Source organism: Moorena producens PAL-8-15-08-1, from assembly GCF_001767235.1.
Lineage (GTDB): Bacteria > Cyanobacteriota > Cyanobacteriia > Cyanobacteriales > Coleofasciculaceae > Moorena > Moorena producens_A.
Map to the genome: position 1 here is coordinate 329780 of NZ_CP017599.1, position 21745 is coordinate 351524.

The 21745-nt window shown below is 43.6% G+C and carries 21 protein-coding genes; 1 reads left to right on the plus strand and 20 read right to left on the minus strand.

Annotated elements, in window-relative coordinates; translation table 11 throughout:
* Position 1: 1 nt before the first annotated feature.
* From BJP34_RS38375 to BJP34_RS01400, 16 genes are all read right to left on the minus strand, one after another.
* Positions 2–259, minus strand: coding sequence for a hypothetical protein (locus BJP34_RS38375; RefSeq protein WP_149030728.1), 258 nt, complete (start codon positions 257–259; stop codon positions 2–4).
* Entirely contained in the window at positions 240–1745 is a 1506-nt protein-coding gene (locus BJP34_RS35835; RefSeq protein ID WP_229424201.1) for an SUMF1/EgtB/PvdO family nonheme iron enzyme, read from the minus strand. Before BJP34_RS35835 ends, BJP34_RS38375 begins: the two co-directional genes overlap by 20 nt.
* A gap of 19 nt (positions 1746–1764) precedes the next feature.
* Complete coding sequence (locus tag BJP34_RS48255) at positions 1765–1899, minus strand: hypothetical protein (protein WP_267876460.1); 135 nt, start codon at positions 1897–1899, stop codon at positions 1765–1767.
* A 183-nt stretch (positions 1900–2082) separates the two neighbouring features.
* Positions 2083–2352, minus strand: a complete 270-nt coding sequence (locus BJP34_RS01345) for a hypothetical protein (protein WP_070390775.1) — start codon at positions 2350–2352, stop codon at positions 2083–2085.
* Positions 2353–2507: 155 nt separating this feature from the next.
* Positions 2508–3311, minus strand: a complete 804-nt coding sequence (locus BJP34_RS01350) for a hypothetical protein (protein WP_083304943.1) — start codon at positions 3309–3311, stop codon at positions 2508–2510.
* 272 nt (positions 3312–3583) lie between these two features.
* Positions 3584–4744: an AAA family ATPase gene (locus tag BJP34_RS01355; protein WP_070390776.1), complete on the minus strand. Its 1161-nt coding sequence runs from the start codon at positions 4742–4744 to the stop codon at positions 3584–3586.
* Positions 4744–4956: a hypothetical protein gene (locus tag BJP34_RS38380; protein WP_149030729.1), complete on the minus strand. Its 213-nt coding sequence runs from the start codon at positions 4954–4956 to the stop codon at positions 4744–4746. Before BJP34_RS38380 ends, BJP34_RS01355 begins: the two co-directional genes overlap by 1 nt.
* 150 nt (positions 4957–5106) lie before the next feature.
* Positions 5107–5310 carry a four helix bundle protein gene (locus BJP34_RS46895; protein ID WP_229424202.1) on the minus strand — a complete coding sequence of 68 codons (204 nt, stop codon included), beginning with the start codon at positions 5308–5310 and terminating at the stop codon, positions 5107–5109.
* A 353-nt stretch (positions 5311–5663) separates the two neighbouring features.
* Complete coding sequence (locus BJP34_RS01365; protein WP_083304944.1) at positions 5664–7532, minus strand: ATP-binding protein; 1869 nt, start codon at positions 7530–7532, stop codon at positions 5664–5666.
* A 23-nt stretch (positions 7533–7555) separates the two neighbouring features.
* The gene (locus BJP34_RS01370) at positions 7556–8212 is read right to left on the minus strand and encodes a hypothetical protein (protein ID WP_070390777.1); all 657 of its coding nucleotides are present in this window, start codon (positions 8210–8212) and stop codon (positions 7556–7558) included.
* A complete protein-coding gene (locus tag BJP34_RS01375) occupies positions 8167–9090 on the minus strand; it encodes a hypothetical protein (protein ID WP_070390778.1) in 924 nt (307 codons plus the stop codon). The genes BJP34_RS01370 and BJP34_RS01375 overlap by 46 nt, the downstream gene beginning before the upstream one ends.
* Positions 9077–9526, minus strand: coding sequence for a hypothetical protein (locus tag BJP34_RS01380; RefSeq protein WP_070390779.1), 450 nt, complete (start codon positions 9524–9526; stop codon positions 9077–9079). Before BJP34_RS01380 ends, BJP34_RS01375 begins: the two co-directional genes overlap by 14 nt.
* 438 nt (positions 9527–9964) lie before the next feature.
* The gene (locus BJP34_RS01385; protein ID WP_070390780.1) at positions 9965–10198 is read right to left on the minus strand and encodes a radical SAM-modified peptide, FtsH ternary system-associated; all 234 of its coding nucleotides are present in this window, start codon (positions 10196–10198) and stop codon (positions 9965–9967) included.
* 529 nt (positions 10199–10727) lie between these two features.
* Complete coding sequence (locus BJP34_RS01390) at positions 10728–12215, minus strand: SUMF1/EgtB/PvdO family nonheme iron enzyme (RefSeq protein WP_202972058.1); 1488 nt, start codon at positions 12213–12215, stop codon at positions 10728–10730.
* A 127-nt stretch (positions 12216–12342) separates the two neighbouring features.
* The gene (locus BJP34_RS01395; protein ID WP_070390781.1) at positions 12343–13524 is read right to left on the minus strand and encodes an SUMF1/EgtB/PvdO family nonheme iron enzyme; all 1182 of its coding nucleotides are present in this window, start codon (positions 13522–13524) and stop codon (positions 12343–12345) included.
* Entirely contained in the window at positions 13525–13854 is a 330-nt protein-coding gene (locus BJP34_RS01400) for an effector-associated domain EAD1-containing protein (protein WP_070390782.1), read from the minus strand.
* Between the two features lie 301 nt (positions 13855–14155).
* Between BJP34_RS01400 and BJP34_RS42020 the strand changes: the two genes are divergently transcribed.
* On the plus strand, positions 14156–14296 hold the full coding sequence (locus BJP34_RS42020) for a hypothetical protein (protein WP_158516931.1): 141 nt from the start codon (positions 14156–14158) through the stop codon (positions 14294–14296).
* Between the two features lie 116 nt (positions 14297–14412).
* Here BJP34_RS42020 and BJP34_RS01405 read toward each other — a convergent pair whose 3' ends face one another.
* The 4 genes from BJP34_RS01405 to priA form a co-directional block, all read right to left on the minus strand.
* The gene (locus BJP34_RS01405) at positions 14413–15849 is read right to left on the minus strand and encodes an SUMF1/EgtB/PvdO family nonheme iron enzyme (protein WP_070390783.1); all 1437 of its coding nucleotides are present in this window, start codon (positions 15847–15849) and stop codon (positions 14413–14415) included.
* Between the two features lie 268 nt (positions 15850–16117).
* Positions 16118–17566 carry an SUMF1/EgtB/PvdO family nonheme iron enzyme gene (locus BJP34_RS49925; RefSeq protein WP_070390784.1) on the minus strand — a complete coding sequence of 483 codons (1449 nt, stop codon included), beginning with the start codon at positions 17564–17566 and terminating at the stop codon, positions 16118–16120.
* A gap of 96 nt (positions 17567–17662) precedes the next feature.
* Positions 17663–18235, minus strand: a complete 573-nt coding sequence (locus BJP34_RS01415) for a hypothetical protein (protein WP_070390785.1) — start codon at positions 18233–18235, stop codon at positions 17663–17665.
* A 543-nt stretch (positions 18236–18778) separates the two neighbouring features.
* Positions 18779–21364, minus strand: coding sequence for a primosomal protein N' (gene priA, locus BJP34_RS01425; protein WP_070390787.1), 2586 nt, complete (start codon positions 21362–21364; stop codon positions 18779–18781).
* Positions 21365–21745 lie beyond the last annotated feature (381 nt).

Below are 21745 nucleotides of genomic sequence, written 5' to 3' on the forward strand. Positions count from 1 at the left end.
ATCAAGAGGGAATCGGGAGTAGGGAATCGGGAGTCGGGAATCGGGAATCGGGAATCGGGAGTCGGGAATCGGGAATCGGGAATCGGGAATCGGGAATCGGGAATCGGGAATCGGGAATCGGGAATCGGGAGTCGGAACCCACCCCTAACCCCTCCCAGGAGGGGAACGGGAATCGGGAATCGGGAATCGGGAATCGGGAATCGGGAATCGGGAGTAGGGAATAGTAATGACTTGGCTGATTAGGGGTGAGAGCTCCCAACACCCCGAGCCACACGAAAACCCACAAAGTTGTATAGGTCATCGCGCGCGTCATAGTCGAGGCGGGAGGCAGAACGGCAATCCCTAGGAATGAAGGTCCACGAGCCGCCCCGCAGACTATGATAATAATACTTATTGTAATACTGCCAAATACTCCCATCTGTGGGTGCTCTTTCGTAATTATTATGCCAACTGTCGGCACAGTACTCTTCTACATTGCCGTGCATATCGTATAGGCCAAAGCCGTTGGGGGGAAAACTTCCTACTTCCGTGGTTTCTCTTCGATATTTCCCTACAGCTTCCTCTCCATAAGTATAGCTAGCCTTATAGTTAGCTAATCTACTGGTTAGGGTCTCTCCATAATGGAATGGTGTGGTCGTCCCTGCTCTACAGGCGTATTCCCATTCCCCTTCACTCGGTAATCTGTATTCTGTTCCTGTATGTTTAGAGACGCGATCGCAGAATTCCACCGCCTCTAACCAGCTTACGCACTCTACTGGTCGATTCTCTCCTTTAAACTCAGAGGGGTCTGGCTCTAAGTCCCGGTTAACTTTTGGTAGCTTGGCCACTGCTCGCCATTGCCCCTGGGTTACTGGATATTTCCCCAGGAAAAACCCTTTAATGCTTACTTGGTGTTGAGGTCTTTCCCTGTCATCACTCTCCCTCTCACTTTCCGGCGCACCCATTAAAAAGCTTCCTGCTGGGATATACACCATCTCTAGCGTGACTCCATTTCCGAGATCTTCAATCAAATAACTTGCTTGTTTATTTTCTCTGTTGATTATTTCTCCTGTACGGTTCACTGTTACTACTTCAAAGGTTTTTAAATCTTCTTCTTCTTCTTCTTGTTCTGGTTGCGGTATTCCTGTGGCCTCTCCTAGGGTGGCCATTGCCCATGTTTCCCATTCTGCTATGGCATTGGGCATTCTCGCTTTTACTGCTGCACTATAGATTAGGGCGCTTAAATCTGGCCGGTTTAATACTTCTGCTACTCTTAATGCCCACTCATATAGGTGCTTTTTATGACTATTTTTGAATCGACTCAATATTTGTCTTAATCGAGCCGCTGCTTGCTTTGTTTTTCTAGCTCCTGCTTCACAACGGGCAAGAATTAGTTCAATCTCTAATTCTTCTGTTGCTGTTTGGGGAGTAATATCCCGCAGGGCTAATTGAGTTTGATAATTTTGCTTAAGGTAGTCTGTTCTGATCCAGACCGCTTGTAGGGTATCTCCTGCTTGAGTCCAACACTCTGCTGCTGCTTCTGGTTGAGCGTTTCTGAAATAGCATTGGGCGGCTTTTGACCAGTCTTGGTTTTTGAGATAGCACTGAGCCGCTTGTGACCAGTTTTCCTGTTGTTCGTAGATCGCCGCCGCTTCCCGGTATTCTCCTATTTCTTCCCATACTCGACAAGCATCGGCTAACCACCCGGCTTTGACGTAGCATTGGGCGGCTTTGATGAGCATTTCTCGGTTGTTGCTGTTACTCACTTTATCTTATATAGCAATTCTACGACTTGTGAGGTACAAATTTCTGGTTTTTAGGGAGCAGGGAGCAGGGAGCAGGGAGCAGGGAGCAGGGAGCAGGGAGCAGGTAAGAGGGAAAAGGCAAGAGGAAAGAGGTAAAAAATAATGTGTACCTCATGAGTCCTAGAAACGCTATAGCAATTCTCTTTCCCATCAGGTACAAAAGGATCCCCCTAAATCCCCCTTAAAAAGGGGGACTTTGAGGTTGATAAGTGTACATCATACATGGAATAAATGCTAGACATTATTTTTTCCCTATTCCCTGTTCCCTGTTCCCTGTTCCCTATTCCCTGTTCCCTGTTCAATCAGTTTGTTTTTCCCTCTCATGTTCAAAGGATTGATCAGTATTAGCTGATTCGGGAATTGGTTCGAGATCTGGTTGGATATTATTAGGGAATACTTCCATTATCTGTGGATTTCGTTCAATAATGTTGCCTAATTCAGCAGCAATGCGATCATGGTTTCGGTTATGTTCCGCTTCTGGTAAACTCATCCTTCCTTGATCGTCTACCTGGAATATTTCCACTTCACCTGTTACTTTATTAAATCGAAATCTTACTTTAACATCCATAGGAGTTTAGGGGTTAGGGGTTAAGCTGGTCTTCATTTAAATTTGATGGTTCTGACAGCTGGGGAGCTGGGGAGCTGGGGAGCTGGGGAGAGGGTTTGACGGTTTTTTTTATAACTGAATAATACCCAATTTAAATGCGCAACAGCTTAGGGATGTTAGCGTTGCAGATTAAATTCAATTTCTACAACGTTACCTTCTTCACTACACTGAATATTCTCAGCACCATTACGTCTAGCATAAGCAAGGATGGCATCTCGATAAGCTGTAGCCAAAACCTGATGAAAGGCCTGACGACAGCGGAGTCCTACTCTATCCAGGTTTTGTCTGGCTTGTTGTGAGAGAACGGCTTGACGGTTAGCCGCTAATTGTTGTAATCTCCCTTCAGCTTGGGTACGAGCCTCTGCTTCAATCTCTTCTGCTGAGTGCTCTTCGGCTTCAGTACCAGCTTCTTCAATTTCAGAACGGGCAATTTGATCAATTTCTCTCTCAGCAGCAGCTTTTGCCTGTTCTTGGGCAACCTCTTTGGTGTTTCCCCCCCAACCATCATCGTAATAGCTTCCTTCTGCTTCTGCTGAAATCTCCCTATTGATCAATCCTTCTAAAATTCTGCTTCCCTGTCCTGACGCTTGCACCTCATCCTCTAAAATCGCTACAATCTCTAGGGCTTGCTGGTCGATAAGATAGGTAACATAACCCCCTTCAACGTCATAGCGATATCCCTCCTCAACCTCACTCCAGCCTGAATCAGGGGCAGCCAAGGCAGCTTCTAAGGCCCGTAACGCGGGTTTCCCTAAAGTTGAATCAAGGGCTTGGCGTATTCGTGCTTCCCCTCTTACTTGTTCACGTAACTCAACGGTTCGGGATACTTCCCTCTGCCAAGCTTGATTAAGCTGTCTGGTGGCTGTTACTCGAATTCGTCTTGGATTACACATAATTTCCGGAACGGGCAAGATGCCCATTCTACCTAATTTCCGGAACGGGCAAGATGCCCATTCTACCTAATTTCCGGAACGGGCAAGATGCCCATTCTACCTAATTTTCGGAACGGGCAAGATGCCCATTCTACCTAATTTCCGGAACGGGCAAGATGCCCATTCTACCTAATTTCCGGAACGGGCAAGATGCCCATTCTACCTAATTTTCGGAACGGGCAAGATGCCCATTCTACCTAATTTCCGGAACGGGCAAGATGCCCATTCTACCTCACTCTTAAAATCATTAATTAGGTACCTTAAACCGCATTTTCCAGGCGTTTCAATCCCTGTTGAATAACTACCTCAATGCGCTTACGAGCATCTAAATCCTGGGGATGATTGGCAATCAGTTCTTGTCTGAGCTTATTAAGAGCCATTAGATGGGCTCCAACGGCAGATTCCGAGGATAACAGGGGTTCTTGAGCTTCAATAGTCTCCAAATCCATGATAATCTCAGATACAGGTCGAGACCGATCGATAGCTTTAAATCCTGCTTCTTCTAAGCGAGGCTGCAAAACGGTTTTGAGGACATCTGCTTCTTCTGGTCTATCCCACAGATGGAATAGAGGCCATAAATCCAGAATGTCGGCTGATCTTACTCCCCGCAATAGTGCTGCTCCTGCAATTAACTTTAAGCCCTTGACTACCCGCCGATCTGAGAAGTCAATACCTTCTGCTCTCAGCTCCTGAATTAACCGGCCATATTCTGGCTTAATCTTGGCTAAATTCACTTCCAGTAATTTTCCATGCAAATCCAGGATGTCCTCCAGTTTCACACTCGCTAAGAGCTTACTGGTGGCTTGACCTTTAATCTCCCGTTTAGCGGCTTCAATCTTTTCTCGCTCAAGTTCCCACCCTTGTCCTAGGAGTTCGTCAATTTGATTGTCTTCAACCTTGTTTACCTCCAACCGCAGTACAAAGCGATCAGCAAAGGCGTGGAGGGAGGGGTCATCTGGCACACTATTAGAAGCACCAATTAAACAAATCAGGGGTACTGACTGACGTTGAGAACCGTTGTAGAATACTCTCTCATTGAGAATAGTCAACAGGGAATTTAAGATGGCACTACTGCCCTGAAACACCTCATCCAGAAACACAATCTGCGCCTGGGGAAGCATACCTTCGGTGCTGATGTTGTAAGTCCCTTTCTGGAAAGCGGCCAGGTCTAGAGGACCAAAAAGTTCTGAAGGTTCAGTAAAACGAGTTAATAAATAAGAAAAACTCTGAGCATCTATCAGGTCAGTGTAGCGATTAATAATTGCAGTTTTAGCGGTTCCTGGAGGACCAATTAGCAATAAATGTTCCTGGCAAACTGTGGCTAATACCAGTAGCTCAATGGCTTGGTCTCGCCCGGTAAACATTCCTTTGAGAGTGTATTTGACGCTGTTTAAACGTTTAATGGTGCTATTAATAGTCATTAGGGAATAGGGAACAGGGAGTAGGGAGTAGGGAGTAGGGAGTAGGGAGTAGGGAGTAGGGAGTAGGGAATCGGGAATCGGGAATCGGGAATCGGGAGTAGGGAGTAGGGAGCAGGGAGCAGGGAACAGGGAGTAGGGAACAGGGAAAAGAATCCTGTGTACCTGATAGTTATAAGAAACGCTATATTTTTTTTGACAACTAATTGTCTCACTAATTTTCTCGTTGTCGCTGTTTTTTAATCCAACTTCCTAGTTCAACACCAATTTCATTAATAAGTTTACCAGCAGCTTCATAGCGCTTTATCGAAATTAACTTGAAATCTAGCAGTAGTCGCGTTTGATAGCGTAGAATATCTAATTTATTATTTATTTTCTATAATTTTGCCAGTTTTTTTATTAGCATATTTAGCTTTAATTAACTCCTCCAATAAATTATACATTCCATTAATAATTCTATCTCCTAAAGTGAATTTAGTAATTTTGGGAAAGCGATCAATTATAGGGACATACCATTTAATAACATCATAATTCTTTTGGATAACTGACAATTCTTTTGCTTCTTTCATCTAGTTCTCACGGGATGACAACAAAACTCAAACCTAGATAGGTGTTGGGTTAATGGTTTTAGGTATTGGGTAAAATGAGCGCATCGGTGTCATTTGTATTTCCCAGCAATTGAAGCAATTTTCACCATACAACGTCAAAGATTGAAATAGTTTTAATCAACCACTACGCCATGACGATGTTCGCGCTTCACCTAACCCCATTAACAAACACCCCTGTAAGATTTTCAATTAGCTTGTCACCCCGTGAGCCCAAATGTAAAAAACCTACCCTTGTGACACTGCCTATTCCTCTGGCTCCATCGGCAGACTTATATCGAAAATTATTAGAAACTTAGCATCAGGCAGCAGCTGTTTCAGGGTCTGCGAATAACCTTCCGTAGTAACCCTACTAATTCACCTAAACGGTGGGCATCAACTGGACGGGGTGGTTTTTCGCAGTGTAATCCCACATAAGCATCCCGGAATATAGAACGGATGTCATCCCCGCTCATCCCCTCTGTTTCGGTTGCAATCAACTCCAGCAGTTCTGAGGATAGCTCAATGTTAAAATGCTGGGCGTGAACTTGAGCGATCGCTCGTCTGGCTCTGAGATTAGGCAGACCAATTGCGATCGCTTTAAAACGACTGGGACGTAACAATGCTTCATCAATAATATCAAGGCGGTTAGTTGTGCCAATCACCAGCATGGGAACATCGGGACGAAACCCATCCATTTCCGTCAGAATTTGGGCAACTAGAGCGTTTCCTGCCCTGGTGCCACCATCATCTCGTCCAGAACGCTTGGTGGCAATAGAATCAAACTCATCAAAAACTAGGACTGCTGGAGCATTGCGCCTGGCTTCGGCAAAGAGTTCCCTGACCTTCCGCTCACTTTCACCAACGTACATGTCCGTGACTTCTGGGCCGGAAACTACCTGGATAGTGGCGTTGAGTTGATTAGCGATCGCTTTGGCAAATAAGGTTTTACCTGTACCTGGGGGTCCGTGAAAAATAAATCCCCTCGGAATTAATTCCCGTCTTAATTGCTCGTTGGGGAGGTCATAGGAGCCTGTCATCAAGCGAATTGCCTTGTTTAATTCTGCTTTAACCTGTTCGTAACCCCCAATATTGGCAAAGGTCACATCAGGCACTTCAAAATTCACAGAGGTTTGAGCTTTAAAGGCTCGGATGGCTTGATAAAGCCTGGTTACGGGAACTTTTTCTGTTCCTGCTTGCTCCTGAACGGCATATTTAATGGCGTGACGTAAGCGAATTGGGTTCATCCCTGCGACATTTTTATAAAGCCCCTCTGGGTCAAAATCCTGGAAATGTGCTGCCTCATCTGCGGTAACTAAGGCTCTACCAATGGATTTTTGCTCACCATTAGGATAAACTACTGTGCGGGATACACCACTAATCAGCAAACGAACTGCAAATCGCGCTGCTAGGACTTCCGGAATATCCTGGGAGCGGTCAGCAAAGGCTAAAATTAAGCGATCGCTTTGTTTATAAACTAATTCAATCAGTTCCCTCGATTCTGTGGGTAAATTAGCATCACTGCCCCCCGCCAGCAAATCTAAATGGGGAATAATTAACACATCTCCTTGCTTGAGAGCGTTAATCAGATGTTTGAGAGTTGCTAGTTGACGTTGACGAAGACTGCGAGCCATCGGACCTGATTCGTCTTCCTCAGGCACACTCAGCTCGACTGGGTTAAGATTAGCTCGTCGTGCCATTTCCTGCCAAAGGTTTGCAACCACCAGCTTTTCACAGACAATTAAAACTGAAAGTTCTGCCCTCAAAAAGGATGCGGCTGTATCAATCTCCCTGGCATAAGCGAGTATGACTGCATCTTTTTCCTTGACATGAGTAGGCAAGGTATGATCCCCTGGTGTTGAGAGGTGATCAGCTTGATTGTCTGGTTTCTGTTGAGTAGGAGCAGCTGGCTGAGACTCTGTAGCACTAGGCTGGCTATCTGGGGCTGAGCTATCCTCTTGAGTCTGATCACTAATCACTAAACCAGGAGGACGATACAGAGGGCAATCCCAGGGTTCTTGAACAGCTATGATCAGGAATTTTCCTATTTCCTGCTCCATCAGACTTTCATCGATCGGCTCGGTGCTAAGAGCAGGAGCTTGAGAGAGTAACTCCCCAAGTGTTATGGATTCGTCACTGTATAAAATATCTTGGAACTGTTCAGGATTTCCCAAAGGAACCAGCTTAATTTTTCTCCTTCTACTCATAAGTAATAGGGGTTAGGGGTTGTTCACAGGGCGTTGCTGAATAATAGAATGATTTTAATAGTAGGTGCGCTTTCCAATGGGTGAGTAAATCGCCCTTGGGTCGCACCTGTAGAATGGGCATCTTGCCCGATGGCCTTGGGCATTCTCCCTTTTACTGCTGCACTATAGATTAGTGCCCTTAAATCTGGCCTGTTTAATACTTCTGCTACTCTTATTGCCCATTCATATAAGTGCTTTGATTGGGCAGAGTTGAGGGAGTTTAGTATTTTCCTTAGTCTAGAGGCCGCTGAGGCTTTCTTTCCTTGATTTACTTCACATCTTGCTGTTATTAACTCTTTCTCTAGTTTTTCGATTGTGCTTTTTGCTTCTACTTCTTCTAAGATGGCGTAGCTTTGATATATTTGCTTGAGTTGGTCTGCTCCTACCCATGCTGCTTTTAGGGGTTCCCCTGCTTGGAACCAACATTCTGCTGCTGGTTGAGCTTGTGAGTTATTCTGGTAGCACCGCGCCGCCTTTGACCAATCACTCACTTTCAGATAACATCTGGCTGCTTGTTCCCACTTTTCCTGTTGTTCGTATATGGCCGCCGCTTCCCGGTATTCTCCTATTTCTTCCCATACTCGACTAGCATCGGCTAGCCATCCCGCTTTGACGTAGCATTGGGCGGCTTTGATGAGCATTTCTCGGTTGTTGCTGTTATGCATAATTTCCGTCGTAAATTAAACAGCTTAATCCCCTCACGGTAAGAATAACTAAGATAGCGATGGCGACGTAGAGCCTCCATATCTGCACGCTCAATTGCCCATAGAGACTGCCACCAATTGGCAACTGACAAAGCATCTTGCAAACGACTGTCATCACTGGCTGCTTTTGGGTCAGTCATAACAGCAGCGGCAGCTTTTACTTGATTGATTACCTCCTGCTGATGATAAATCATTGCAGCTTCATAAACCTCAATCACAAAATCACGGTTTTTTTCGGAACCAGGGCGCAAACGCTCAAGTAAATTAGACCGCCAGTTGCGAACTTTGATATCTAGAGTTGGTTTAGCCAGATGCAAAGTCAGAGACAATCTTGTTGATGGCTGTTCAAGAAGTTTCAGTATAAAATCAAAAGCTAAATTTTCCTGACCAGTTGCGGGTCGATTTAATACTGCTGTTAGCAGGGATACCTGTCGGCAATCATCAGCTATCTCATCTGCCAGAAACGGCAAAGCTGGGGCAACTAGACCATGTCGCACTACCCAATCCCCTGAAGAGCATGGGTCTGATAAAGCGGTAATTAGGGTACGAGCTAATTTTAGGTTAGCTGTTCCCAGGGCCCCAGCCAGAATAATTCCCCCGACACCAAGGGGACTATTATCTCCTAATGGGGGCATTTCCCATCCTAGTCTAGCTGCCGTTACCGCCGTTAGTTGTTGCAGTGCCTGGCTAAGAGCAACGGGAGGATTAGCTAACTTTTCTGTAGCAGACAAATCCCCTTGGGGTGGGCTGACTATCCCTTCAGGATTGGTCATAGCCCACTGAATGACTCTTAATGCTGTATCAGTTGCGCTCATCAGTTAACCAATAGGTATGACCACACACCACACAAGTATGGCGTTGAAAACCAGCAAGGGGTGGAGCAAGAAGTTCATGACCTGCCTCCAGTCGCACAATAGGCATATTTTTAGGTGGCGGCCAAGCTGTATCTAATCCCGCGAAAAAAGCTGAAGTCTCTGGGGATGGTTCAGACCCAGTAGCATTGCCTTGAGCGCAAGGCAGTAAGCCACTATTGTGCCGAACAGTTCTATCTTCAGCAATGTACACTTCATCACCCAATCGAAAGGTATGAGAGCAAACTGGACACCTCTGATGTAACCAGTAGGAATTCAAAGTAGTTATCGCTTCCCCCCCCTGCTGAATCGCCACATTATTGGCTGGATCTATGGCAACAGCAACGCCTTGGTCAAACGCTTTACGAAGATTAAGTGAGGTTTTGGTTTGTTCAGTCATAAGTAGTCCGACAAAACTAAAATTAACTCTTTAAATAGGGAGCAGGGAGCAGGGAGCAGGGAGCAGAGGGACTTTTGGCAACTTTACACAAGTTAATATAGCGACTGCATCAAGAAGCGAGGTTTATTTTTTTCCAGGTACTTAGCAACACTAAGCTAAGTTGACATCCTTCCAAGTCTTTTATAGCGTTTATAGCGTTTATAGGACTCATGAGGTACACATTATTTTTTACCTCTTCCCTCTTCCCTTTTCCCATATCCGCTGCTCCCTGCTCCCTTTTCCCATATCCGCTGCTCCCTGCTCCCTGCTCCCTGCTCCCTGCTCCCTAAAAACCAGAAATTTGTACCTCACAAGTCGTAGAATTGCTATATACATAATTGATTAAGCTGTTATCCTTGAAATGGGCAACAGCTTAATCACTTTGAAAGGTAGAATAAGCTAGCCACAAAGCATTCGTTCGATCTCATCTGCACCTAATTGAGCGAGTAGTTCTTCTACAAGATGGGCATACATACTGTCCCCTAGAATCTCCACTCCTTCATCAGTTATATCAATACGCACACGGAGCTTTTGTTGTTTAGGGGAATCTAAATAATCCTCTTGTGTAATCAAATCGGGTAAATAAGCCACAAAGCGTGGCTTAGGAGGTAGATTAGAGTCTGAGTGATCCATGATAATAGGGTTTGTATCTGGGTGGTAAACCTATAGCAATTCTACGACTTGTGAGGTACACAATTTCTAGATTTTAGGGAACAGGGAACACGGAACACGGAACAGGGAACAGAGAAGAGATAAGAGATAAGAGATAAGAGATAAGAGATAAGAGTGAATAGGGATGCGCTGTATTAAAACAGGGAATCAACGTCAAAGAAGACTGTACCTCATGAGTCCTAAACGTTGTTACTCCGATTATTCGCTCTAATTTACCTGGGCGAATTGCTTTACGCACAGCGTCTGAAGCGGATTCAAAGATTATTTTTGGTGGCAGTAACACGGAAGCGGCTTATTTGTTGGGTAAGGGAGATTTATTGTATCAAAAGGGTGGTAAGTTAGAGCGATTGCAGAGTTTGTTTGCTGAGAGGATTATATTGCCTTGATCAAAGTTTATTGAAATAAAGTTTGACCCTGTGGTGCGTTACAGGGCAGACTATCCAAAAACTGGCTACCGTAAAAATCAAGGCAAGTCCACCCCTAACACACCCTACCCAACACCCCTCGCCACACGAAAACCGACATTGGTTTTGATGGCATCGCGCGTCAAATTGTTGTCGCGGTGGGCAGAACGGCAAAACCAAGGATAGCTGACCCAGGAGCCGCCCCGCAGAATAGAAAGTTTAAAAGGATGAAATTTTATACTCCAGACACTCCCATCTGTAGGAGCTCCTTTGTAATTACCATGGCTTGGATCCCCACACCACTCCCAAACATTGCCGTGCATATCGTATAAGCCAAAGCCGTTGGCGGGAAAACGTCCTACGTCGGTGGTTTCTTCTCGATATTCCCCTTTTGCTTCCTCTGCATACGTATAGGAAGCGTCATAATTAGCTAATTCACTGGTTATGGTCTCTCCATAATGGAATGGTGTGGTAGTTCGGGCTCTACAGGCGTATTCCCATTCCGCTTCACTCGGTAATCTGTATTTCCTTCCTGTATATTGAGAAAGGCGACGGCAAAATTCCATCGCATCGTACCAGTTGACTTGCTCTACTGGTCGATTGTCTCCTGGAAAGTAAGAGGGGTCTGGCTTTAAGTCCCGCTTAATTTTAGGTAGGTTGGCCACAGCTCGCCATTGCGCCTGGGTTACCTGATATTTCCCCAGGAAAAAGGGTTGGATGGTTACTTGGTGCTGAGGTCTTTCGCTGTCATTACTGTACCTCTCACTTTTCGGGGAACCCATTAAGAAGCTTCCTGCTGGGATAGACACCATCTCTAGGTCTACTCCATTTCCCAGATCTTGAGTGAAATAATCCGCTTGCTGAGATTCTTCCTTGATTGTTTCTCCTCTACGGTTAACTGTTACTACTTCAAAGGAAAACTGCTTTAAACTTTCTTCTTCTGCTTCTGGTCTTGATATTTCCGATTTTGAAGATTGATCTGAATCAGATTTTCGATTGAAGTTTTGTTTGTAAGATTCTAAATTATAAACGTTTTTAGCATTTTTTGCTAACCATTGCTTTAGTTGCTCAGCTTTTGACTTGGGAATATTTCCATTTACTAATAAACTATCGACAAATTTGACAATCAGTTTTTCATCATCAGTTGGTTGATGTATATCATCCAAATTTTCTAATAGATCATAAAAACTGTCAGGAATGTTATTTTTCCAATCAGGACAACAATCTCTGTAAGCCTGTTGCATTTGTTTGGTCAAGTTTTTTTCTAAAGGAAGCAATATCTTGACTAAACTAATCGTAATTTCAAATTTTTCCTCAATTGCATTTAATTCAAAATTATTTTGATTTTCTTTAAGGGCTTTATTAATTAATTTTGCTAAACTATTGCTACTATTAAAATCTTGTACTACTTTGTAAACAATTTCCGTCAAATTGCCACCACTAGCAATCTGTGACAGATTTATATTGAATTGATGTTGTAGCATCATTGCTAATTTAATTTCACTAGGGAAAGCACTGCACAGTGCTGACTCTATCTGCGCGAGGAGATAACCAGGGGTATGTCCAGCATTCATTGATGGTTAGTTAAAGACCTGTGGAAAATAGAACTTGATACTTTACTCTAATTTAGTATCTACACTGTGATTATACGGCAGCAACAAATAGAGAAAAAGGAGTAAAAAGTACAAAAAGGGCAAAGGGCTAGCTCCTTGCAACAGCCCGAGCCACACGAAAACCGACATTGTCGTCGAAGCTAACGCGCGCGTCATAGTCGCTGCGGAAGGCAGAACGGCAAAATCTAGGATGGCCTAACCAGGAGCCGCCCCGCAGAACAGGATAATAATCCTGATTATCATTAATACTCCAGATACTCCCATCTGTAGGGGCTCCAAAGTAATTACCATGGTAAGGATCCCCACACCACTCCCAAACATTGCCGTGCATATCGTATAAGCCAAAACCGTTGGGGGGAAAACGTCCTACTGAAGTGGTTTCTTCTCGATATTCCCCTTCTGCTTCCTCTGCATAAGTATAGTTACCATTATAATTAGCTAATTTAGTGGTTATGGTCTCTCCATAATGGAATGGTGTAGTAGTTCCAGCTCTACAGGCGTATTCCCATTCTGCTTCACTGGGTAATCTGTATTCCGTTCCTGTATGTTCAGAAAGGCGACGGCAAAATTCCACTGCATCGACCCAGGTTACTTGCTCCACTGGTCGATTCTTTCCTTTAAACTCAGAGGGGTCTGGATCTAAGTCCCGCTTAACTTTTGGAAGCTTGGCCACAGCTCGCCATTGCGCCTGGGTTACCTGATATTTCCCCAGGAAGAAGGGTTGGATGCTTACTAGGTGCTGAGGTCTTTCTTTATCAAAACTGTCCTTCTCAGTTTCCGGGGAACCCATTGAGAAGCTTCCTTCTGGGATAGACACCATAGCTAGGTCTACTCCATTCCCCAGATCTTCAGTGAAGTAACTTGCTTGTTTATTTTCTCGGTTGATTGTTTCTCCTCTACGGTTAACTGTTACTACTTCAAAGGAAAACTGCTTTAAACCTATTGGCGTTTCCGATGTTGGAGGTTTATCTGAAGCAGATGGCGTTTCCGATGTTGAAGATTGATCTGAATCAGGTTGTGGATTTAAGTTTTGTTTGTGAGATTCTAAATCAGAAACGTTATTGGCATTTCTCTCTAACCATTGCTTTAGTTGCTGAGCCTTTGACTTGGGAACATTTCCATTTACTAATAAATAATCGACAAATTTGACAATCAGTTTTTCATCATCAGTTGGTTGATGTATATCATCCAAATTTTTTATAATATCATAAAAACTGCCAGGAATTTTATTTTTGCAATCAGGACAACAATCTTTGTAAGACTGTTGCATTTATTTGATCAAGTTTTTTTCTAAAGGAAGCAATATATTGATTAAACTAGTCGTAATTTTAAAATTTTCAGCGATTGCCTTTAAGTCAGAATTATTTGGATTTTCTTTAAGGGCTTTATTAATTAATTCTTCTAAACTATTGCTACTATTAAAATCTTGTACTACTTTGTAAACAATTTCAGTCAAATTGTCACCACTAGCAACCTGTGGCAGATTTATATTGAATTGATGTTCTAGCATCATTTCTAATTTAATTTCACTAGGGAAAGCACTACACAGTGCTGACTCTATCTGCGCGAGGAGATAACCAGGGGGATTTCCAGTATTCATTGATGGTTAGTTCAAGACCTGTGAGAAATAGAACTGTCTGACTCTAATTGAGTATCTACACTCTGATTAGACCAAATTCCGGAAATTTTCCTTTATTTGCTGGTATTTACCACCTGGTGGTGGCTTGCGGGTTAGTGAAGTCAGAAGTCAGAAGTCAGAAGCGCGTTGCTGAATCTTCTTTTGAATAGAAGTAGGGCTTGCTGAATAAAAGTAGGAGGCTTGCTAGATCAGGGTTTCAAGCCTTTTTTTTTCCAATAAGTGCAAGGATTAAGCAATCCACAAGCTCAAAACATAAGCACAAATGATGAAAATCACTGCTTCTCTTGCACGGATGAGCACTCCGGAACTATTGCCTCTTGCCTCTTGCCTCTTGCCTATCCCTACCCAAATACTTTTTCAGCAGACCCGAAGTAGAGTGGGCATCCTGCCCGCGCGAAAATAAGCATGAAACTGGCAAGATGCCAGTTCCACGCCTGATGCCGGTTCCACCTCACTCTTAAAATCATTCCATTCCACGAGCAACGCGAAAAATCAAGGCAAGTCCGCCCCTAAAGCAGCCTACGCAACACCCCGAGCCACACGAAAACCGATAATGCTGAAGATCAACTCGCGCGCGAGAAAGAAGTTGCGGGAGGCAGAACGGCAATACCTAGGAAGGTCGTACCACGAGCCGCCCCGCACTATATAATAATCAGTATGATTATTATATTTAGTCCAGATACTCCCATCTGTAGGAGCTCCTTCGTAATTATCATGCCAAGGATCCCCACACCACTCCCAAACATTGCCATGCATATCGTATAAGCCAAAGCCGTTGGGGGGGAAACTTCCTACTGGGGTGGTTTCTTCTCGAAATTCCCCTTTTGCTTCCTCTGCATAAATAGAGGAAGCACCATAATTAGCTAATTTACTCCTTATGGTCTCTCCATAATGGAATGGTGTGGTTGTTCGGGCTCTACAGGCATATTCCCATTCCGCTTCACTCGGTAATCTGTATTTCCTTCCTGTATATTGAGAAAGGCGATCGCAAAATTCCACCGCATCGTACCAGCTTACTTGCTCTACTGGTCGATTCTTTCCTTTAAAGTAAGAGGGGTCTGGATCTAAGTCCCGGTTAACTTTTGGGAGCTTGGCCACCGCTTGCCATTGCGCCTGGGTTACCTGATATTTCCCCAGGAAAAAGGGTAGGATGATTACTTGGTGCTGAGGTCTTTCAGTTTCATCACTCCCCCTCTCAGTTTCCGGGGAACCCATTAAGAAGGTTCCTGCTGGGATATACACCATGTCTAGGTCTACTCCATTCCCGAGATCTTGAGTGAAATAATCCGCTTGCTGGGATTCTCGGTTGATTATTGCTCCTCTACGGTTAACTGTTACTACTTGAAAGGAAAACTGCTTTAAACCTTTTGGCTCTGCCGTTTGTTTGTAAACTAATAAATTAGAAATGTCATTGGCATTTTTTTCTAACCATTGCTTTAGTTGCTCAGCGTCTGACTCAGGAATATTTCCATTTACTAATAAATGACCGACAAATTTTACAATAAATTTTTCATCATTATTTCGTTGATGTATATGTATATGATCCAAATTTTCTAGAATTTCATAAAAAGTGTTAGGATTTTTATTTTGACAATCGGGACAACAATCTCTGTAAGACTTTTGCATTTGTTTGAGCAATTTTTTTTCTAAAGGAATCAATATATTGATTAAACTAGTGGTAATTTTAAAATTTTGCTCAATCGCTTTTAATTTAGCATTATTTTGATTTTGTTTAAGTGCTCTATCAATTAATTCTTCTAACTGATTGTAAGCCTGACAATACATAATTAATTTGTGAACTATTGCCTTTAAATTTCCACCGCTAGCAACCTCGTTCAGATTTATATTTAATTCAAAAAGCACCATCATTTCTAAGTCAGTTTTATCAGGAAACGCACTACACAGTGCTTCGTTTATCTTTTTGAGTAGATAACCAAGGGTATGTCCAGTATTCATTGATGGTTAGTTCAAGACCTTTTTTTCCGGCGGGCAGGATGCCCGCTCTACTGCTATTAATTCTTTGACTGACGCAACACCGAAAATGAGGGCGAGCCCATCCCGATGCTGCTGGCGAATTCGTGAAACCCTTATTCTGCCGTAATCCGCTCCCCTCTCCCAAGGTTGGGAGAGGGGCTGGGGGTGAGGGCTGATGGGGCTTCTTGGTTTGTTAAGAAATATTTCGCCAACAGCATCCGTCCCTAACGCACCCTAAGCAACTACTCAACTACAGAGCTACACGAAATCCGATAAGGTCGCCGATGCAAAAAGACCCGAAACCTTGGCTGCGGTAGGCAGAACGACAATTACTAGGAACGAAGTGACACGAGCCGCCCCGCAGAATATAATAATCAAAATGAATATGATGAATTTTCCAGACACTCCCATCTGTAGGGGCTCCTTTGTAATTCCAATGATCAGGATCCCCACACCACTCCAAAACATTGCCATGCATATCGTATAAGCCAAAGCCGTTGGGAGGAAAACTTCCTACTGGGGTGGTTTCTCCTCGATGCACCCCTTTTGCTTCCTGTGCATAAGTATGGGAAGCATTATAATTAGCAAATCTACTGGTTATGGTCTCTCCATAATGGAATGGTGTGGTAGTTCCGGCTCTACAGGCGTATTCCCATTCCGCTTCACTCGGTAATCTGTATTTAGTTCCTGTATATTCAGAAAGGCGATCGCAAAATTCCACCGCATCATACCAGTTTACTCCCTCTACTGGTCGATTCTCTCCTTTAATTTTAGAGGGGTCTGGATCTAAGTCCCGGTTAACTTTTGGGAGCTTGGCCACCGCTTGCCATTGCGCCTGGGTTACCTGATATTTCCCCAGGAAAAAGGGTTGAATGCTTACTGTGTGTGTAGGTCTTTCCCTGTCATCACTCCCCCTCTCAGTTTTCGAGGCACCCATTAAGAAGTTTCCTTTTGGGATAGACACCATCTCTAGGTCTACTCCATTCCCCAGATCTTGAGTGCAATAACGCGCTTGCTGGGATTCTCGGTTGATTATTACTCCTCTACGGTTAACTGTTACGACTTCAAAGGAAAACTGCTTTAAACCTTTTGGATATACTGGTGGATTTAAGTTTTGATTGTGAACTAATAAATCAGAAACGTTCTTGGCATTTTTTTCTAACCATTGCTTGAGTTGCTCAGCCTGTGACTTGGGAATATTTCCATTAAATAATAAATGATCGACAAATTTGACAATCAGTTTTTCATCATCAGTTGGTTGAGGTATATCATCCAATTTTTTAAGAATATCATAGAAACTGTCAGGGAGTTCATCTTTCCTATCATCCCGGAATTCATAGTGACAGCAAGCTCGATAAGCCTGTTGCATTTGTTTAATCAATTTCATTTCTAAAGGAATCAATATATTGATTAAACTAGTGGTAATTTCAAATTCTTTATTAATGGCCTTTAATTTAACATTATTAGGATTTTGGTTAAGTGCTCCATCAATTAATTTTTCCAACTCATTGGAAGCCTGACAATGTATTATTAAGTTGTGAACGATTACCTTTAAATTTCCAACGCTAGCCATCTCGTTCAGATTTTTATTTAATTCATAAAGCACCATCATTTCTAATTTATGTTTATCAGGGAAAGCACTACACAGTGCGTCGTTTATCTTGTTGATGAGATAACCAGGGGTATGTCCAGTATTCATGGATGGTTAGTTCAAGACCTGTGAAAAATAGAACTTAATACTTTGACTCTAATTCAGTATCTACACCCTGATGATCCTGAATTGAAACCCGCTATACTAACCCCATACTAACACAGCATACACTCCATAGATAAAATAAACACTAAGTACAATCGCAATAATAATCCGAGCGGTCATCGAAGTGTGGCGTCTCCACAATACAAAGCATCCCACTATAACAGCCAACACTTCTAGGGGAGTAAAAATATGACCATAATGACGAGAATCCCAATAAGAAACAGGGCTTTCAAAGCGCCAATTTGACAATGGAAAAAAGTGACGATGGGCATCATCAGCATGAACAGGAAAATCTCCAATCCCATGAAGAGCCATGCTAGCAAACATAGCAATCAGAAACGTTTGACCAAAATAGTAGGCTAACAACCCACCTATTAGTATCAATGGAAAAGAATTGAAAATATCAAAAAATACTTGCCAGCTTTGGTTATAATAAGATTCAGACCAGATTACGTTTTCAGGAATTCCTCTGAGTAGTTTCTCATATCCGTAAAAAATCACCATTGGTAAATCCGATAAGATCGCACCGAACACAATTGGTAAATTATTTTCCGGCCTTCTTTTTTTTCCTAAAATCAGGAGATTGACGATGGCGTGAGCGGGAGTATTCACAAATTAGGGAGTAGGGAGTAGGGAGTAGGGAGTAGGGAGTAGGGAGTAGGGAGTAGGGAGTAGGGAGTAGGGAGTAGGGAGTAGGGAATTAAGAATTAAGAATTGGGAATTAGGAATTGGGAATTAAGAATTGGGCATTGGGAATTGGGAATTAAGAATTGGGCATTGGGAATCGGGAACAGAAATATGTCTGGCAAGGCAGATTTTTGGTTATGATTTCGCCCCCCTAGCCCCCCAATTCTGGGGGGAATAAAATTATCAAAGTCCCCCAAAATTGGGGGATTTAGGGGGCTTTCCCAAAACCAGACGATCCCGCATTCATACTTCAATTCAGTAACGCCATATGTCTTAACCTTTACTTCGACTCCTATAACTTTAACCCTTCAACCTTAAACCAACTTTAACTCTTCAACCTTCAACTTGTAACTTATAGCTTTTATTGCATTTATGAGTTAAACTTATAAACCTCAAAGTCCCCCTTTTTAAGGGGGATTTAGGGGGATCGCTTTGTCCCTCATAGCTATAAGAATTGCTATATACCTTTCAACTTATATTCAAGGGATTAACATCAATAGTCAAGCTAATATCTGAAGGACACATATCCTGTAATTCCCGCCAATTCAGTAACTTTGCGGGCACAGTAGGAGGAAACTTCAGCAAAATCTGCCATCGATAGCGACGAGCAACGCGAATCACACTAGCTGGTGCTGGTCCTAGGATATCGTACTCGGCTTCAGGAGTATCTAAGCTGTCGGCTAAATCCTCTGCGACCTTCTCCACCGCCACAGGATCCAATCCACTTATGCGCAATAGAATCAAATCACCATAAGGGGGATAGTTCAGTGCTGCCCGTTGTTCCAATTCGTCGGAGATAAATGACTGATAATTATGAGTTTTGACAGCCTCAATCACAGGATGCTCTGGGGAATAAGTTTGAATAATCACCTGACCAGGGTCATCCCCACGACCGGCACGACCTGCTACCTGAGTTAAGGTTTGGAATGCCCGCTCGGATGCTCGATAGTCTGACAAATACAGTAGTCCATCTGCTGCTACTACTCCCACCAGTGTCACCTGAGCCAGATCTAATCCTTTGGTCAGCATTTGGGTCCCTACCAACAAGTCAGCTTCCCGATTAGCGAATTGAGTTAACAAAGTGCGATGAGCATTCTTGGTACGAGTGGTATCACTGTCAAATCGGATAATTCGCAACTCTGGAAATAGCTTCGCCAAATCTTGAACAACCCGCTGAGTACCACTACCGAAAAATTTCAGGTAGGGAGAACTACATTCTGGACAACTACGGGGATGGAGTTGTCCGAAATTGCAATAGTGGCACCGCAATACTTGAGTAGCGCCTTCATGAGTATAGTGATAGGACAAGGAAACATCACAGTTAGGGCACTCCACCACATGACCACAACTACGACAAGACACAAAGGTACTGTGTCCCCTGCGGGGGATAAATAAAATCCCTTGTTTCTCTTGTTCCTTTAGTCGTCTCAAACGGTCTTGGAGAGAACGGCTAAAAATCGACCGATTCCCAGCTTTTAACTCCTGCCTCATATCCACAATTTCCACCGGTGGCAGGGGTCTTGATTGAATCCGTTCCGGTAGAGATAGGTAATGAGTGCTAAGTTCTGGATGCTGAGGAGGTGAACAGGTGAAGGGCTGAACCTCAGGAGCTGAAGAGGTCAGGGAATGAATGTCACTACCGATTTGACCATCTCTCGCTCCCCCCATCACCTTAATACTGACCCAGCTTTCCACCGAAGGAGTAGCTGAACCTAAAATAAGCGGACAATTTTCTAATTCTGCTCGCCACTGAGCAACGGTGCGAGCGTGGTAGGTAGGAATGGGTTGGTCTTGCTTGAAGCTAGAGTCGTGTTCTTCATCTAAAACAATTAATCCCAACTGGGGCAAGGGGGCAAAAACAGCAGAACGAGTGCCAATTACCACTTGTGGCTCACCTGGGATCATTTGTCGCCAGGTATCATAGCGCTCCCCTTTATTCAAGGCACTGTGGTAAACCCGAACTTTGTCACCAAAGCGAGCCCGGAAACGGTCAGTAATTTGAGGAGTTAAGCCAATTTCCGGCACCAACACCAAAGCCGATTTCCCTTGCGCTAGGATTGGTGCGATCGCTTGTAGATAGACCTCCGTTTTTCCAGACCCAGTCACCCCATGCAACAGCACTTGGGCAAAGCCATCAATAGTATTAATCAGGTTTAATGCACGGGATTGGGCATTTGTCAAGTTTTTTGGGGCATCTGTAGCCATGGTTGGTGAAGTAGCACTGCGCAATACTTCCCTAGGCTCAATCACTACATACCCCTTATCTTCCCATGAATTTATAGTTGAGGAACTAACATTACAAATTTGTGATAGTTCACTCAACCACAAATCCCCCCCACGACGGCGTAGCACTTCCAATACTTCCCGTTGCCGTCGAGTCAGATCAGACCGATTGATATCAGCCACCAGAGTCACAGCTTTCTTCAGCTTAGGACGAGTTGGCTTAGGAGCTTCCAGATAACTTTCCACCCAACCTCGCTTGAGCAAGTGACGTAACCCTGCTTTAGCCCCCTTTACCTGACGTTGGAGGTATTGCCAGCTGTAATCTCCATTGGGTTTAGCCTGGAGAATCTCCAAAATCTTACTTGCGGCTGAATTATTCACAAAGACATGAGCCTCTTTAGGCAAGACCGAGGAATTGAGGCGAATTCGACGCTGCGATCGCCCTAACAGTCCTGGAGGTAAAGCAGACCGAATCACTTGGATTAGAGGGGTGCAGTAGTACTGAGCCACCCGCTCTAACAGTTGGCAGTAGGAACTGGGAAAGAAACCGGGACTGATCACCTCCTCTACGTCCTTAATTTTCTCCAGTGGTAAGTTTGGGGGTGGAGAGTCTACAATCCGAATAGCGATCGCTCCTAGCTGTTGAGTCCCGAATGACACACTCAGAACATCTCCAGGATTGATTGATACATCCAATGAATTACGATAAGTATATATACCTTGAACTCCTGGACAATCTACTAGGACTTCAACCCACTTTTCTTGGCCACCACCAGAAAAGTAAAGTGCTCTAGGTTCAGCTAACAGTAGACCTAAAGGAGGATTAGACATAGGGCAGCTTTGGTTTGGGAAGGCTCCTATTCTATCACTATTGATAGATAGGAAAATTCTAAAATATGTGAGATCCTGTTTCCAGAGTCAAAATAAATAATAAAAGCAATGGTAAGAGAATTATCTCTCCTGCTTTCACCCGCTTACTGTAACTAAAATCTATGTAATTAAACATTTCGTAATTACAGATACAACTAGCCAAACTGCTTCTGGTAAGCTTAAAATCATTAATTTATAATCACGTCAATCACACATAAACTACTTGAAGCAGGTTGGGTCACTGATATTTGAGGGTTTGGAGCGTGTTTTAGCTGCTCTGTCTAGAGTATTAAGTTCTTTGTGAAACCAACAACACCCATTTTTGATAACAGATTTCTCTTT

What these genes read in the sequence shown, in the direction of transcription:
- BJP34_RS48255 (WP_267876460.1), bottom strand. Translation starts at nt 1,899, where the DNA reads ATGAGGTACACATTATTTTTTACCTCTTTCCTCTTGCCTTTTCCCTCT.
- BJP34_RS01345 (WP_070390775.1), bottom strand. Translation starts at nt 2,352, where the DNA reads ATGGATGTTAAAGTAAGATTTCGATTTAATAAAGTAACAGGTGAAGTG.
- BJP34_RS01350 (WP_083304943.1), bottom strand. Translation starts at nt 3,311, where the DNA reads ATGGGCATCTTGCCCGTTCCGGAAATTATGTGTAATCCAAGACGAATT.
- BJP34_RS01355 (WP_070390776.1), bottom strand. Translation starts at nt 4,744, where the DNA reads ATGACTATTAATAGCACCATTAAACGTTTAAACAGCGTCAAATACACT.
- BJP34_RS46895 (WP_229424202.1), bottom strand. Translation starts at nt 5,310, where the DNA reads ATGAAAGAAGCAAAAGAATTGTCAGTTATCCAAAAGAATTATGATGTT.
- BJP34_RS01365 (WP_083304944.1), bottom strand. Translation starts at nt 7,532, where the DNA reads ATGAGTAGAAGGAGAAAAATTAAGCTGGTTCCTTTGGGAAATCCTGAA.
- BJP34_RS01370 (WP_070390777.1), bottom strand. Translation starts at nt 8,212, where the DNA reads ATGCTCATCAAAGCCGCCCAATGCTACGTCAAAGCGGGATGGCTAGCC.
- BJP34_RS01375 (WP_070390778.1), bottom strand. Translation starts at nt 9,090, where the DNA reads ATGAGCGCAACTGATACAGCATTAAGAGTCATTCAGTGGGCTATGACC.
- BJP34_RS01380 (WP_070390779.1), bottom strand. Translation starts at nt 9,526, where the DNA reads ATGACTGAACAAACCAAAACCTCACTTAATCTTCGTAAAGCGTTTGAC.
- BJP34_RS01385 (WP_070390780.1), bottom strand. Translation starts at nt 10,198, where the DNA reads ATGGATCACTCAGACTCTAATCTACCTCCTAAGCCACGCTTTGTGGCT.
- BJP34_RS01390 (WP_202972058.1), bottom strand. Translation starts at nt 12,215, where the DNA reads ATGAATGCTGGACATACCCCTGGTTATCTCCTCGCGCAGATAGAGTCA.
- BJP34_RS01395 (WP_070390781.1), bottom strand. Translation starts at nt 13,524, where the DNA reads ATGCAACAGTCTTACAAAGATTGTTGTCCTGATTGCAAAAATAAAATT.
- BJP34_RS01400 (WP_070390782.1), bottom strand. Translation starts at nt 13,854, where the DNA reads ATGAATACTGGAAATCCCCCTGGTTATCTCCTCGCGCAGATAGAGTCA.
- BJP34_RS42020 (WP_158516931.1), top strand. Translation starts at nt 14,156, where the DNA reads ATGATGAAAATCACTGCTTCTCTTGCACGGATGAGCACTCCGGAACTA.
- BJP34_RS01405 (WP_070390783.1), bottom strand. Translation starts at nt 15,849, where the DNA reads ATGAATACTGGACATACCCTTGGTTATCTACTCAAAAAGATAAACGAA.
- BJP34_RS49925 (WP_070390784.1), bottom strand. Translation starts at nt 17,566, where the DNA reads ATGAATACTGGACATACCCCTGGTTATCTCATCAACAAGATAAACGAC.
- priA (WP_070390787.1), bottom strand. Translation starts at nt 21,364, where the DNA reads ATGTCTAATCCTCCTTTAGGTCTACTGTTAGCTGAACCTAGAGCACTT.